This window comes from Mycobacterium sp. 141, assembly GCF_000382405.1.
GTDB lineage: Bacteria > Actinomycetota > Actinomycetes > Mycobacteriales > Mycobacteriaceae > Mycobacterium.
Genome location: NZ_KB908274.1, coordinates 26,417 through 40,416, shown reverse-complemented (window position 1 = coordinate 40,416; position 14,000 = coordinate 26,417). Strand labels below are relative to the sequence as shown.

Annotated in this window: 11 protein-coding genes; 5 read left to right on the top strand and 6 right to left on the bottom strand. The window is 66.3% G+C overall.

Translation table 11 applies throughout. The features are described 5' to 3' along the window. Positions 1 to 10 precede the first annotated feature (10 nt). Complete coding sequence (locus H276_RS0119795; RefSeq protein WP_196807965.1) at positions 11 to 1,147, top strand: GuaB3 family IMP dehydrogenase-related protein; 1,137 nt, start codon at positions 11 to 13, stop codon at positions 1,145 to 1,147. A 71-nt stretch (positions 1,148 to 1,218) separates the two neighbouring features. Here H276_RS0119795 and H276_RS0119790 read toward each other — a convergent pair whose 3' ends face one another. Beyond that, positions 1,219 to 2,109, bottom strand: coding sequence for a hypothetical protein (locus H276_RS0119790; protein WP_026357216.1), 891 nt, complete (start codon positions 2,107 to 2,109; stop codon positions 1,219 to 1,221). 219 nt (positions 2,110 to 2,328) lie between these two features. Between H276_RS0119790 and H276_RS0119785 the strand changes: the two genes are divergently transcribed. Further along, positions 2,329 to 4,065: a GMC oxidoreductase gene (locus tag H276_RS0119785; RefSeq protein WP_019973023.1), complete on the top strand. Its 1,737-nt coding sequence runs from the start codon at positions 2,329 to 2,331 to the stop codon at positions 4,063 to 4,065. Here the strand turns inward: H276_RS0119785 and H276_RS0119780 are convergent. Both H276_RS0119780 and H276_RS0119775 read right to left on the bottom strand, forming a co-directional pair. Further along, entirely contained in the window at positions 4,062 to 4,604 is a 543-nt protein-coding gene (locus H276_RS0119780) for a hypothetical protein (RefSeq protein ID WP_036461435.1), read from the bottom strand. The two genes, H276_RS0119785 and H276_RS0119780, sit on opposite strands and share 4 nt — an antisense overlap. A 107-nt stretch (positions 4,605 to 4,711) precedes the next feature. Continuing rightward, a complete protein-coding gene (locus H276_RS0119775) occupies positions 4,712 to 5,341 on the bottom strand; it encodes a TetR/AcrR family transcriptional regulator (protein ID WP_019973021.1) in 630 nt (209 codons plus the stop codon). A 137-nt stretch (positions 5,342 to 5,478) separates the two neighbouring features. On the opposite strand from H276_RS0119775, the gene H276_RS23340 reads away from it, so the two are divergent. The 3 genes from H276_RS23340 (at position 5,479) to guaA (ending at position 9,875) form a co-directional block, all read left to right on the top strand. Further along, complete coding sequence (locus H276_RS23340; protein WP_196807964.1) at positions 5,479 to 6,183, top strand: hypothetical protein; 705 nt, start codon at positions 5,479 to 5,481, stop codon at positions 6,181 to 6,183. Positions 6,184 to 6,198: 15 nt separating this feature from the next. Beyond that, positions 6,199 to 8,223, top strand: coding sequence for a YhgE/Pip domain-containing protein (locus H276_RS0119765; RefSeq protein WP_255327486.1), 2,025 nt, complete (start codon positions 6,199 to 6,201; stop codon positions 8,221 to 8,223). A 92-nt stretch (positions 8,224 to 8,315) separates the two neighbouring features. Continuing rightward, the gene (guaA, locus tag H276_RS0119760) at positions 8,316 to 9,875 is read left to right on the top strand and encodes a glutamine-hydrolyzing GMP synthase (RefSeq protein WP_019973018.1); all 1,560 of its coding nucleotides are present in this window, start codon (positions 8,316 to 8,318) and stop codon (positions 9,873 to 9,875) included. Between the two features lie 82 nt (positions 9,876 to 9,957). Here guaA and H276_RS0119755 read toward each other — a convergent pair whose 3' ends face one another. The 3 genes from H276_RS0119755 to H276_RS0119745 form a co-directional block, all read right to left on the bottom strand. After that, positions 9,958 to 11,883 (bottom strand): zinc ribbon domain-containing protein, encoded by a 1,926-nt coding sequence (locus H276_RS0119755; protein WP_036461433.1) that lies wholly within the window; start codon positions 11,881 to 11,883, stop codon positions 9,958 to 9,960. A gap of 66 nt (positions 11,884 to 11,949) precedes the next feature. Then, on the bottom strand, positions 11,950 to 13,572 hold the full coding sequence (locus H276_RS0119750; protein WP_019973016.1) for a S53 family peptidase: 1,623 nt from the start codon (positions 13,570 to 13,572) through the stop codon (positions 11,950 to 11,952). Between the two features lie 34 nt (positions 13,573 to 13,606). Beyond that, a complete protein-coding gene (locus H276_RS0119745; protein WP_026357213.1) occupies positions 13,607 to 13,888 on the bottom strand; it encodes a hypothetical protein in 282 nt (93 codons plus the stop codon). Positions 13,889 to 14,000: the final 112 nt, after the last annotated feature.

Genomic DNA, 14,000 nt, shown 5'->3' with positions numbered 1-14,000 from the left:
CATGCGTGACATGGTCGAAATCGGCATGGGCAGAACCGCCCGCCGGACCTATGAACTCAACGACATCAACATAGTGCCGTCCCGGCGCACTCGGTCGTCGAAGGATGTGTCGACGACCTGGCAGCTAGATGCCTACCGGTTCGAGATTCCCGTCATCGCCCACCCCACGGACGCGTTGGTATCGGTCGAATTCGCCATCGAACTCGGCCGCCTCGGCGGGCTGGGTGTGCTGAATGGTGAGGGTCTGATCGGCAGGCACGCCGATGTCGAGGAGAAGATCGCCCAGGTCCTGGAGAAGGCGGCGGCTTCCGATGAGCCGTCAGCGGCGATCCGGCTGCTGCAGCAACTGCACGCGGCACCGTTGAACCCGGAGCTGCTGGGGCAATCGGTGGCCCGCATCCGGGAGGCCGGGGTGACGACTGCGGTCCGGGTCAGCCCGCAAAACGCCCAGGCGCTGACGCCCGCCCTGGTGGCTGCCGGTATCGACCTGCTGGTCATCCAGGGCAGCATCATCTCGGCCGAGCGGGTCGCCAAGGATGACGGCGCCGGTGAGCCCCTCAATTTGAAGAAATTCATCTCCGAGCTCGATGTGCCGGTGGTGGCGGGCGGTGTCCTGGACCACCGCACTGCCCTGCACTTGATGCGCACGGGTGCGGCCGGCGTCATCGTCGGCTACGGCTCCACACAGGGGGTCACCACCAGCGACGAGGTATTGGGTATCAGCGTGCCGATGGCCACGGCGATCGCCGATGCGGCCGCCGCGCGCCGGGAGTACCTCGACGAAACCGGCGGCCGCTACGTGCATGTGCTGGCCGACGGCGACATCCACACATCGGGCGACCTGGCCAAGGCAATTGCGTGCGGCGCCGACGCGGTGGTGCTGGGCACGCCACTTTCGGTTGCCGCGGAGGCGCAGGGGGACGGCTGGTTCTGGCCGGCCGCCGCGGCGCACCCGTCGCTGCCGCGCGGTGCACTGCTGCAGATTGCGCTCGGGGAGCGGCCGGCGTTGGAGACCGTCCTCAACGGGCCTTCGGATGACCCGTTCGGCTCGCTGAACCTGGTTGGTGGGCTACGTCGGGCCATGGCCAAGGCCGGGTACTGCGATCTCAAGGAGTTCCAGAAGGTCGGCTTGACCGTCGGGTCCTGACTCCCCGCGAGCAGTCGCTGAATCGCATGAACGAGGGCGGATTTGTGCGAGTCTCTGTCTGCTCGGCAGCGTCACCCAGCCAGCTGCGCAGCTGAAAGGTGATAGGCGATGCGATCGGCAAGCCTGCTGCGGTATCGGCGAACATCTTGAGCCACGATCGGAATGACAGTCCACGCCTGCTCTTGGATACCGGCGAGCCGGGTCTTGTCCTCGATCATCTTGGCGGGCCCGGAGTGCCAGTCGAGGCCCTCGTACTCGGCGGCGACGCGCGCTTCGGGCCACGCGAAGTCGACACGCCAAAGCTGACCGTGCCGGCCGTGGATCTCGTACTGCAGTTCCGGTAGTGGCAGGCCGTGATCGATCATGACGAGGCGGGCCTCGCTTTCCATGGCGGATTCGGCGCGGCCGTCGGCATATGGCAGAAGCTCGCGCACCGCGACGATGCCGCGTCGCCCCGCCTGTTCGCGCACGGCTTTGTCGAGGTCGGCGGGAGTGCAGAGCGCTGAGTGCAGCACGCCGTCGAGGGCGGCGAGTGCGCGGGGGCGCGGCAGCTGTCGGGCGATCTCGACCGCGGTCCATGCCGGTGCCGTCGCGAGACGTCCGGCCACCCGCCGCAGCGGGGCGCCGATCCGTTGGTGAACCATCAGGCCGACGGTGGGACGCATCCGTACACCCGGATCGAGCACATGGATCGCCGTCGTGTTTTCGAAATCGAACCCGTACAGGGCAGCCGCGGTGCCCAGACACGCGACCGCCCTACCGCCGCCCATGAACACGTCGAGCGCCGCCAGCCGCCCCATCAAGTCTGGTGGGGCTGCGGCATAGACGCCGTACCAGACACGGGTGAGGCGGCCATTGCGCACTTGGACATCCAGTTGTTGACGCGTCATCACGGTCAGCAGTTGTCGAGTGGTGGCGAACCCGCCGGCCTCTTCCAGCAGTGCCGACGCAGGTGTAGTCACGTTCGAATCGTGTGCCGTCGCCGACCCTGGCTGCGGCACCACTTGCGCAATCTGGGGATGAAGTCAGGATTGTGGATAACTTCCTCCCGCCGAGCAGACACAGACTCGCAGGAAACCGCCGCGATCCATGCGATTGCGCGTCTGCTCGCGGCAATGAGCCCTTTACAAGTTAGGCTCTCCTGTCTAGAAGTTACTGTTCAGTAGCGTCATACTGGTCACATGCAGCCTGACTACGATGTCCTGGTTATCGGTTCCGGGTTCGGTGGCAGCGTCAGTGCGCTGCGGCTGACCGAAAAGGGTTATCGCGTCGGTGTACTGGAGGCCGGCCGACGGTTTGCCGACGCCGACTTCGCCAACACCTCGTGGGACCTGCGCAAGTTCCTGTGGGCGCCGCAGCTGGGCATGTACGGCATCCAGCGCATCCATCTGCTCCGCAACGTGATGATCTTGGCCGGTGCCGGCGTCGGTGGCGGATCGCTGAACTACGCCAACACGTTGTACGTGCCGCCGGAGCCGTTCTTCAACGATCCGCAGTGGAAGGGCATCACCGACTGGCGCGCCGAGCTCATGCCCCATTACGAGCAGGCGCAACGCATGCTCGGCGTGGTGAAGAACCCGACCTTCACCGATGCCGACCGCATCGTCAAAGAGGTGGCCGACGACATGGGATGCGGGGACACCTTCGTTGCCACGCCTGTCGGCGTGTTCTTCGGGCCTCATGGCGAGAAGACGCCGGGCAAGACTGTGCCCGACCCGTTCTTCGGTGGCGCGGGGCCCGCCCGCACCGGGTGCCTGGAATGCGGCGAGTGCATGACGGGCTGCCGCCACGGCGCCAAGAACACCTTGGTCAAGAACTACCTCGGTCTCGCCGAATCGGCTGGCGCGCAAGTGCATCCGATGACGACGGTCACCGGGTTCGAGCAGCGGCCCGACGGTCTGTGGGAGGTCAGCACGGTGAAGACGGGCAGCAAGCTGCGTCGTCACCGCAAGACCTTCACCGCGTCGCACCTGGTCCTGGCGGCGGGCACGTACAACACCCAGAAGCTGCTCTTCAAGATGCGTGACACTGGCAAACTGCCCAAGCTGTCCGAACGTCTGGGCGTGCTGACCCGCACCAACTCCGAGTCGATCGTCGGAGCCCAAACCCTCACGGTGCCACCGGATCTGGATCTCACCCATGGGGTGGCGATCACATCGTCGGTACATCCCACCGCTGATACCCACGTCGAGCCGGTGCGGTACGGCAAGGGGTCCAATGCGATGGGCCTGCTGCAGACCCTGATGACCGACGGCACCGGCCCGGGCGGCACCGATGTGCCGCGCTGGCGCCAGTTCCTGGACCAAGGCCGGGAGCGGCCTGCACTTTTGATCCGGCTGCTGAACCCGGCGCGCTGGAGTGAACGGACGGTCATCGCCTTGGTGATGCAGCATCTGGACAACTCGATCACCACCTTCACCAGACGCGGGCCGGGGGGCCGACGGGTGTTGACGTCCAAACAGGGCCACGGAGAACCGAATCCGACGTGGATCCCGGTGGGCAACGAATTCACCAGGCGGATGGCGGAGAAGGTCGGCGGTATCGCGGGTGGTACCTGGGGTGAACTGTTCAACATCCCGCTGACCGCGCACTTCCTCGGCGGTGCCGCGATCGGTGCCGACGCTGAACACGGCGTCATCGACCCGTACCAGCGGGTGTACAACTACCCGACGCTCTACGTCGCCGACGGCGCCGCGATCTCAGCGAATCTCGGTGTGAATCCGTCTCTTTCGATCACTGCACAGGCGGAGCGGGCGGCGTCGCTGTGGCCCAACAAGGATCAGGAAGATGTCCGGCCGGCCCAGGGGCAGCCGTATCAGCGGCTCGACCCGGTCACCCCGTTGTATCCCGTGGTGCCCGTCGATGCTCCGGGTGCGTTGCGGCGGTTGCCGATCGAGCCGGTCAACACGACCGTTTAGTTGGCGAACGGGTTGCGGCCCTCGCCGGTGTTGAGCAGCAGCGGGTTGTTCGGGTCGAGGATATAGCTGCTCCCGGGGCTCAGGACGAACCCCGCCCCGTCAAAAGAGTTGCTGCACATCGTCACTGTGCCGTCGGTCCCACACGTCACGTTGCGGAAGCTGATGCGCGACCCGGGCAGCAATCGGTTGGGCAGCCCGTCGAAGGCGAACAGTGGCCGGTTGTCGTTGCGGAAGGTGGGCGGTCCCTGTTGTGCGCCCGTGACCGCGTTGGCCCCGTCTGGAGCTGCGGGCAGTGGGCCGGTACAGCCGTAGTTGCCCGACGTGCGGCTGATGGCGCACGCGATGTCGCCCGGCACTGCGAATGCGTAGTACTCACCGTTCTGCATTGCGAACTCCGACGGCTTGACCTGCGCAAGCGCATTGAGATTCAGCGGGGGCGGGGGTGGAGGCGGCGGCGGATCCGCCGCGGCCACGCCGGCGACACCGAGGCCGGCGCCGATCACCGCGCTCACCAGGGGTACCAGCATTCTCCTGCGCATCACGCCACCTTAAGTCGTCACATCCGGGTATGCGGTACTACCCGGCGGATTGCCATCATCGACCGCGGGCCGGTCATGGTCCCGAGGTCGGCGGATCGTGTCCTGTCCTACCGCGCGTCGGCGTCCGGCGCCGCTTCGACCAACGCGGTGATGAGGCGCGCCAGCATGGTCTCGTCGATCGTCCCGGGCTGGAGCACTTCCTCCATCGCGACTCCCGTCGACATCGTGACGACGAGTTGAGCGAGTGCCAGCAGATTCTGCCGTGGCAACGCGGTCGCGACATTGTTGACGACCTGCAGTGCCTGCTCGACGGCGGCGCGGCGGCGCGCGATAAGCCGATCGCGCAGTTGTGGATCGCGCACGGCACGCAGCCAATACTCGGTGAGGACGACGTAGTACTCGTTCTGAGTGTGGATGGACTCCAGCATGGACCGGCTCAACGCCCGCGCAGTGGCGGCCGTGTCGCCGCCACTGTTGTCGAAAGCCGTCGCGATCAGCTCACCCCGGGTCTCGAACTGACGGTCCAGCAATGCCAGGAACAGGTCGTCCTTGGATTCGAAGTTGGAGTACACCGCGCCCTTGGTGAAACCCGCGGCCTGACCGATCGCGTCGATGGTGGCGCCTGCGAACCCTTCGGCGGCGAACACCTCCAGAGCTGCGTCGAGGATTCGGTCGCGTACCTCGCCGCGGGTGGGCCTGGTGCGTGCGGGTTTGACGGACGGCATACCCGGCAGCATACTCACTAGTATCGAATGGATACTGATTAGTATCGAAATTATCGGGATGGCAGACTTTGATCCGGTGGTTCGGCGGGGTGGCGGCAATGGCACCTCGTATCGGACCGACCGGTGACGGGCAACGGAAAGAGCACCGCATGCACGCAGAGGACGAACCGGACGAGGGTGATGCGCAGCCCAGCGAGAGCCCGGCCGAACCGGACGACAAGCCGCTGATAGTCGCCACCGGCCTCGGCGTGGACGGCGAACACGAGCCTCTGTTCTCCGGTATCGACCTGGAACTCACGCGAGGTTTTCACGCGATCCAGATGCCCGGAGGCTGGGGGCAGACCGCGCTGCTGCTGACGTTGGCCGGCCGCCTCAAGCCCACCCACGGAACTGTGACCGTATGCGGCGACACCCAGCCCCGAGCCATCCGCCGGCATTGCTCGATCGCGGCGTTCGACGACATCGACGATCTCCCGGACTCAGTGACCGTGCGGACCGTTGTCGCCGAGCAGCGGCGGTGGCTCGCGCCGTGGTATTCGCGGGTGCCCGACCAAGCCGGAGAGGCCGAACTGGCCGAGGTGTTCGGTGACGTGCCGACGCCGTCGCCGAAGGACTTCATCAGTGACCTGTCCGACCTCGAGCTGTTCCTGCTACGCGTCACCCTGTCGCTGTTCTCGGACCGGCCGATCCTGGTCGTCGGCGATCTCGAACAAGTCCGCGACTACACCAGACGCGCGACCGCCGTCGAACGTCTCGCCGCCATCGCGACGCGGCGCACCGTCGTGGTCGGGGTCACCAACCCGCTCGGCGTCGACGCCCCCATCCACGATCTGCACGATCACACCGCATCCTGACCGGAAGGACTGACGATGCCAAACGGTCTTCGCGCAAGCGGCTCATCCCCACTGAAAGGTCTTCGCGCAAGCGGCTCATCCCCACTGGCTGGACTCGCACTCGGCTCGGAGATCAAGCGCTTCGGCCGCAGCCGGATGACCCGGCTGGCGATCGTCGTGCTGATGCTGCTGCCACTGGTCTACGGTGCGCTGTACCTGTGGGCGTACTGGGACCCGTTCGGTCACGTCAACAAGATGCCTGTGGCGCTGGTCAATTCCGACCGGGGCACCGTGGTCTCCGGGCAGAAGATCAACGCGGGCGACGAGATCGCCAAGAGTCTCACCGATGACGCCAGCCTGGACTGGCATGTGATGGACCTCGATGAGGCCCGCCAGGGCGTCGACCATGGCAAGTACTACTTCATGCTGGAGTTGCCGCCGGACTTCAGTGCGGCGATCGCGTCGCCCGTGACCGGGGAACCCAAGCGGGCGAACCTGATTGCGGTGTACAACGACGCCAACAACTACATCTCGTCGAGTATCGGACGCACCGCCGTCGACCAGGTGCTCAATGCCGTTTCCACCCGCATCTCCGGGCAGGCGGTCAATCAGGTGCTGTCAGTGGTGGTTTCGTCCGGGGCGGGTATCAAGCAAGCCGCCGACGGTGCTCAGCAGCTTGCCGACGGAGCAGTGAAAGTCGACGACGGCGCCGGGCAACTGGCGACGGGCCTGCACACTGCCCGGTCTGGTTCGGCGCAGGTGGCCGCTGGTGCCAAGCAGCTCTCCGACGGGATCATCAAGGCCACCGATCCATTGGTCACGGTGACCAAGGCGTTGTCGCAGATCGGCGGCAACACCGACCAGCTGCAGCAGGGCGCGACCGCGCTGCAGCAGGCCAACGACCAGATCGGTGGCATCGCGACGGCGCAGGATGCCGCTGCCGATTCGTTGACGACGGTGATCGACCAGTTGTCCGCGAGCCCAGACCCCGTGGCCAACAACGCCGCCGGAACCCTCCGCGGGATCCAGGACCAGCTGCGCGGTCACCAGTTCACCCCGCAGATCCGCCAGCAGCTCACCGACGCCGAGAACGCGGCCATCTCGATGACCACTGCGCTGCGCGCTCCCGGCAGCCCGCTCAACTCCGCGCTCAACCAAGCCGGGAGCACGGGCCAGGACCTCAACAACAAGCTGACGCAACTGCGTAACGGAGCACAGCAACTGTCCTCGGGCAGCGCTGAATTGGCCGGCGGTATCGTCAAACTCGACGACGGTGCGACACAGCTCAAATCGGGCACCGCCCAGCTGCGGTCGGGGTCGGCCGAGTTGGCGACCAAACTCGCCGAAGGCGCCAAGCAGGTTCCCGACTGGAGTGCCCAGCAGAAGAATGCGATCGCCGACACGATCGGCGGTCCGGTCAATCTCGAAACCTCACACGAGAACGCCGCACCGAACTTCGGCACCGGTATGGCGCCGTTCTTCCTCACCCTGGCCCTGTTCTTCGGTGCTTTGGTGCTGTGGATGATCCTGCGGCCCCTGCAGAGCCGTGCTGTCGCCGCCGAGGTGCCGGCGATCCGGGTGGTGCTCGCCAGTTACCTGCCCGCGGCGATGATCGGGTTCTGCCAGGCAGTCATCCTGTACTGCGTGGTGCGGTTCGCCCTCGGCATGCACGCCGCGCACCCGGTCGCGATGCTCGGGTTCATGGTGTTGATCTCGTGTGCGTTCGTCGCTGCCACGCAGGCGATCAACGCCCTCGTCGGCCCGGTGGTGGGCCGCGTGCTGGTGATGGCGTTGCTGATGCTGCAGTTGGTGAGCGCCGGCGGCATGTATCCCGTCGAAACCACGTCGAAGCCGTTCCAGGTGATCCACAAGTACGATCCGATGACCTACGGCGTCAACGGTTTACGTCAGCTCATCCTCGGCGGTATCGACTTCCGACTATGGCAGGCCATCATCGCGCTGGTGATCATCTGGGCCGCAGCGATGACGATCTCGTGCCTGTCCGCTCGGCGGGACCGACTGTGGAACCTCAACAGGCTGATACCGGCCATCAAGATGTGAGCCCCGCGCTGATGCCGCGCCCCGTACTCGCGGAATGTGCCTCTGTGCGGTGGCGACGCGGACGGGGACCAGCCAACTCCTAGACTGAGCCGGTGGCAGCAGAATCCCCCCGCCCCGTTCTCGTCGTCGACTTCGGCGCGCAGTACGCCCAGCTGATCGCGCGGCGCATCCGTGAGGCGCGGGTCTACTCCGAGGTCGTTCCGCACACCGCCGGTGTCGAGGAGATCAAGGCGCGCGACCCGCAGGCGATCGTGCTCTCCGGCGGCCCGGCCAGCGTCTACGCCGACGGTGCCCCGCAACTGGACCCCGCGCTGTTCGACCTCGACGTGCCGGTGTTCGGCATCTGCTACGGATTCCAGGCCATGGCGCAGGTGCTCGGCGGCACCGTCGAGCACACCGGAACCAGTGAGTACGGCCGTACCGATCTCAAGGTGACCGGCGGTGACCTGCACGCCGACCTGCCCGCAACGCAGCCGGTATGGATGAGCCACGGCGACGCCGTCACCGCCGCACCGGACGGCTTCGACGTCATCGCCTCAAGCCCTGGGGCGCCGGTCGCCGGATTCGAGAACCGGGCCCGCCGGCTGGCGGGTGTGCAGTACCACCCCGAGGTGCTGCATTCACCGCACGGCCAGCAGGTACTGACCCGGTTTCTGCACGAGTTCGCCGGGATCGGACCGACCTGGACGTCGGCCAACATCGCCGAGCAACTCATCGCGGCGGTGCGGGAGCAGATCGGTGATGGCCAGGCCATCTGTGGGCTGTCGGGTGGCGTCGATTCCGCGGTGGCCGCAGCGCTGGTGCAACGCGCCATCGGCGACCGACTTACCTGCGTTTTCGTCGACCACGGCCTGCTGCGGGCGGGGGAGCGAGCCCAGGTGGAGCGCGACTTCGTCGCCGCTACCGGTGCCAAACTGGTCACCATCGACGTCGCCGACCGGTTCCTGCAGGCGCTCAGCGGCGTCACCAATCCCGAGGGCAAGCGCAAGATCATCGGCCGCGAATTCATCCGGGCCTTCGAGGGTGCGGTGCGCGACACTCTGGGCAGCTCCGAGACCGAGATCGAGTACCTGGTGCAGGGCACGCTGTATCCCGACGTCGTCGAATCCGGCGGCGGTACCGGCACGGCCAACATCAAGAGCCACCACAACGTCGGCGGCCTGCCTGATGATCTGAAGTTCAAACTCGTCGAGCCGCTGCGCCTGCTGTTCAAGGATGAGGTACGCGCGGTGGGCCGTGAGCTCGGTCTGCCGGAGGAAATCGTTGGGCGCCAACCCTTCCCGGGTCCTGGGCTGGGCATCCGCATCGTCGGCGAGGTGACCGCCCAGCGGCTCGACACGCTGCGCCGCGCCGACTCGATCGCCCGTGAGGAACTCACCGCCGCGGGTCTGGATCAGCAGATCTGGCAGTGCCCGGTGGTACTGCTCGCCGACGTCCGCTCCGTCGGCGTGCAGGGCGACGGGCGCACGTACGGCCATCCGATCGTGTTGCGCCCGGTATCCAGCGAGGATGCCATGACTGCCGACTGGACCCGGGTGCCCTATGAAGTGCTGGAACGGATTTCGACCCGTATCACCAACGAGGTGCCCGAGGTCAATCGAGTGGTGCTGGATGTCACGAGCAAACCGCCAGGCACCATCGAATGGGAATAGTTCTCCCCGCGAGCAGGCACTGCGGTACCCAAACTGCGGCGTGTCGGGTACCGCAGTGTCTGCTCGCGGTAGGAGGGGTTGGTTACCGGGCGGGGTCTCCGCGCCAGCGAAAACTGTTGACATACTTACCCATATCAAGCGCGAGCTGCAGGTTGGCGCCTGACGGCTTGCCGGAACCCGAGTCCGGACCGAATTCGCGGTAGGGTCCGACGGCCGCGGCAATGAGCGCGAGATCATGTTTGACCGCCACCATGATGATCACCCGCATCCGGGCGTAGCTGCTGGTCGAGCCCTGTGGCCAGTAGTCGGCGACAAGTCCGAACCCGGGCTGATAGCCCACCATCGTGTTGGGGATCTCGTAGGCGGTCTTGGTGTCCGGGAACGTCTGGCGAACCAGTTGGACCGCAATGTCTTTCGGTGATTTCCCGGCCGCCGGCCTGCTGAACAGCTGCATGGTGCCGCCGTCGCCGGCCAGTAGGTTCGCCATCACGCCGTGATCGTTGGTGCTGACCTTGTAGGCCGACCCCGCGGCCGGATACGACACGGTGAACGAGTTGTCGGCCGCCGTGTACAGGGGGTTGATGGTGACGGGTTGTCCGAGCGGTGGCGAGCCGCAGTTCGGCGGGCACACGTAGCGTGCTGACGGCTTCTGCAGCACCGCCGAGAGGCCGACCAACCCGGCCGCCGCGACGACGATGACGATCCCGAGGGCCAGTGCCAACCCGGTGTACGACGTCTTGTGTACGGGCGCAGCGGTGAATGTCCCCTTGTGGATCGAGTAGCCGGGCAGCAGCCCGACCGTGATCTCCCCCGGCTCGTCCTGACGTATCGGCCGGCCCGTTCTGCGGGCTTCGCGCGAACTGCGCGACGACGCATGGATGGCCGCACCGCAGTGTGCGCAGAAAGGAGCGTCGGGCACAACATGCCCGCATTGGATGCACAGCAGCGGCTCATCGGTGTGGATCTCATCCTGGGCCTCGTGTAGCAGCGCCAGATGCACACCGAGCCGCAGGAGCAGCAGCGCGATCGCTGCCAAGGCGATGTGCAGCCCGAACTGCAGCCACTGGGGGAATCGCGCAATGTCGACCAGGCCGAGCCCGGCGTAGAGGATCATCACACCGACCGCGAACAGGGTCAGGGTGACACGCACGAACCCGCGGTGTACGTGAACCTTGTTGGGCGGTCTGGTGAACCACAATGCTGTACCGATCAGCCCGCCCACCGCGACAGCAGTCGTCGGTACCGCGACACCGCGGATCCCGGCCTCGATCAGCAGCCCGCTCATCGGCCGGTCGCGGGCCACCATGCCGGTGGTGAACTGCGGCGCCAGGCGGGTCATCGTCGCCGCAGCACAGTAGGTCAGCGCACCGAACGCGCCGATTGCGTAGCCGTCCAACGCTTCTTGTGTTCCCTGCCGGGTGAAGCGCACTACCAGCGCGGGTATCAGCATCAACACCATGCCGCCCAGGGACACCCCGAGACTGTCGCGCAGCATGCGCGATCCGGTGATGCCCATGCCCAGCGGGACGCCGTACGCGCGGGCCATCGCCTCGCCGGTCAACAGCACCCAGCCGACTCCGAGACCCGTGCCCAGCAGTGCGGTGAGTACCAGGGTGCTGCTCGGGACGTCGCGATGAACATCGGACTCCCGCAGGTACATTCCGAACAGCAGAGGCAGTCCGAGCGAGGCGACGGTGATGAGCGCGGCAGGCAGCCGGAACAGGGCAGCGGCCACCAGTGCCGCCAACAGCAGTGCCAGGCCGATCAGGAACGCCATCCGCGACCGTGGGGACAGATGCGGGAACAGCGAACTGGCGACCGAAGGGATCAGTAGGGGCTGTCCCGGAGCCGCGCTGAAAGACCGCGCCCGCAGCCAATGCGGACCGTTGCCCCGGTGGTCTGACAGCGGAGCGCCGCAGAGCCCGCAGTATCGGCCTGCGGGGACCTCGAGTTGGCAGACCTCGCATTCCATCGTCTCCGGACCGACAAGGCCTGGGTCGGTTTTCATGCGCGATCCGCCTTCGCTTCTCGCTGGCTATTCATGCGGGACCCGCCTTCGCTTCTCGCCGGCTATTCATGGGTTCGCTCTCTGCCAGACAAGGATGTTCTTGACGAGGTTGTCCACGTTGGGTGTTCCGAGCCCGGTCACCAGGTCATAGCCCGGCCCGGCGCTGGCCACCGCATTTCCGCCGAGCGTGACGTCGTGGAAGGCGGGCAGTGGCGCCCCGGCGGCCATGCGGTACAGCAGCGGATTGAGATCACCCAGCTCCCGGCCACCGTTGGCGAGCAGATACTGATCCATCACCGCGGCCATGCCGGCCCACAGCGGCGCCGATTGGGACGTGCCCCCACCGACCAACAGCTGATTGTTCAACACGATCTTCACACCGGTGAACGGGTCGGCGACCGCGGACACATCCGGGGTGAGCCGCTTGTGGTCGCCGCCGGCTGCAGTGCTGCCGGGCGCGGTGACACCGCGCTGCCAGTCCGGCCGGTCGAACAGCGCCGAAACCCCGCCGCCGGTGCCCTGCGTCAGTGGTACGTCGAACCAGGCCTGTTCTGCCAGCCAGCCGCCATCCGTGTCGGTGGACAACGTGGTGCCGCCGATATTGGTGATCTCGGGCAGCGATGCGACCGAGTCCAACCCGATGTCGTCGGGTCCCGGAGGTGACGACCAGTCTTGTCCGCCTTTGCATTCCAGGCCGGCCAGGTCGCCGCTGGCATTGACTGCCGTGGTGCCGTGGGAGTGTGCGGTGACCAGCGCGGAGCGGACCGGGGCCAGATCGGCGGCGGTGATCAGCTTGTCGCAGCCCCAACCGATGGAAAAGCTCCAGACCGCACCGGGGAACTGGGAGTCCGCCGTCTGAAGCATCTGCCCGATCTTCTCGTAGGCTCCGTCTCCCTGGACAGTCGGCCGGGCATTGATCACCACCTTGCGCGCATCGGGCGCAATGGCGTGGGCGACCTGCAGATCCATGGTCGTCTCGCCGTGGGGTTCGCTGGGCTGTCCGCCGATCAGAGTGGGGGTGAACCTGGGCAGATTGAAGGTGGTGGCGAAGGTGTCCAGATCGGTCTGGTTGAAACCGTCGAACGCGAAGATCACGATGGTGGTGCCCTTGCCGGTGTAGCCCTGCTGTGCCAGCTCGCTCAGGTTGTAGGTATTGAGCAGCGCCGTCGGGGTCAGTCCCCGGTCGGGGACGTCGGTGGGCAGGTTCGACAGGTCCGGCCGGGACATCCGGGGCGGGGTGTAGCTGAGGATACGGCCGACTTCGGTGATCTCGCCGCGCAGCGGTTCGGGTGTCGACGGCTGTTGCGGCGAGGCGTAGAACACCTGGCCGCGTCTGCCCCGGTAATCGTGGATGTCGACACCGAAGGCAGCTGCCATGGCATCAGAGGCACCGTCGACGATGGCCCACGGGTCGCCCGCGCGCCATCGCACCGACAGCCCTCGACCGTCCGCCCAGGTGTACAGCGCCGCCGGCCGGTGCGGGCCCTGCAGTACGACGGTGAGCTGGACCGAGTCATTGCGCGAAGGCCCGAGATCGGTTGAGGCGGCAAGCAACTGGGCGTAAGGACCCCCGATGGGAGTCCTTACGCCCGGTGCTTGGGTAACCCGCAGGTCCGAGGCCAGGAGCAACGCTCCTGCCAGGATCAGCGTCAGTAGTGCGTATCCGGGGATGACGCGAGTCCCGGCCATGGACGGACGACTGACGAACGAACCTCGCGAGGTTCTAGTTGTCGCCGGGGATGGCGGTCGGTGCGGGCGGTGCCTTCACCGTGGGGGTGAACAGGTTGCCGCCGGTGGGGTTGATCGACTTCTCGGTGGGCTCCACCGATGGCGGCGGTGCGGGTGTGGCCGGAGTCGTCGTGGTGGTGGTCGTGGTGGTGGTCGGCGTCGTCGTCTCGGGGGCCTTCTCCTTGGTACCGCACGATGCGGTGAACGAAATCATCCCGACGACTGCGGCGCCGCCTGCGATGACGGCGAGCCGACGAGTCAATTGCCCAGACCTCATGGTGGTGTCCTCACTTGTCCCCCGGTATTAGAGCGCTGGCTTTCGGCGAAGCGTTGTGCGATTACGCACGATCGGATGATCGTGCACCAGATCCCGTTCCGAGGTGGTTTTG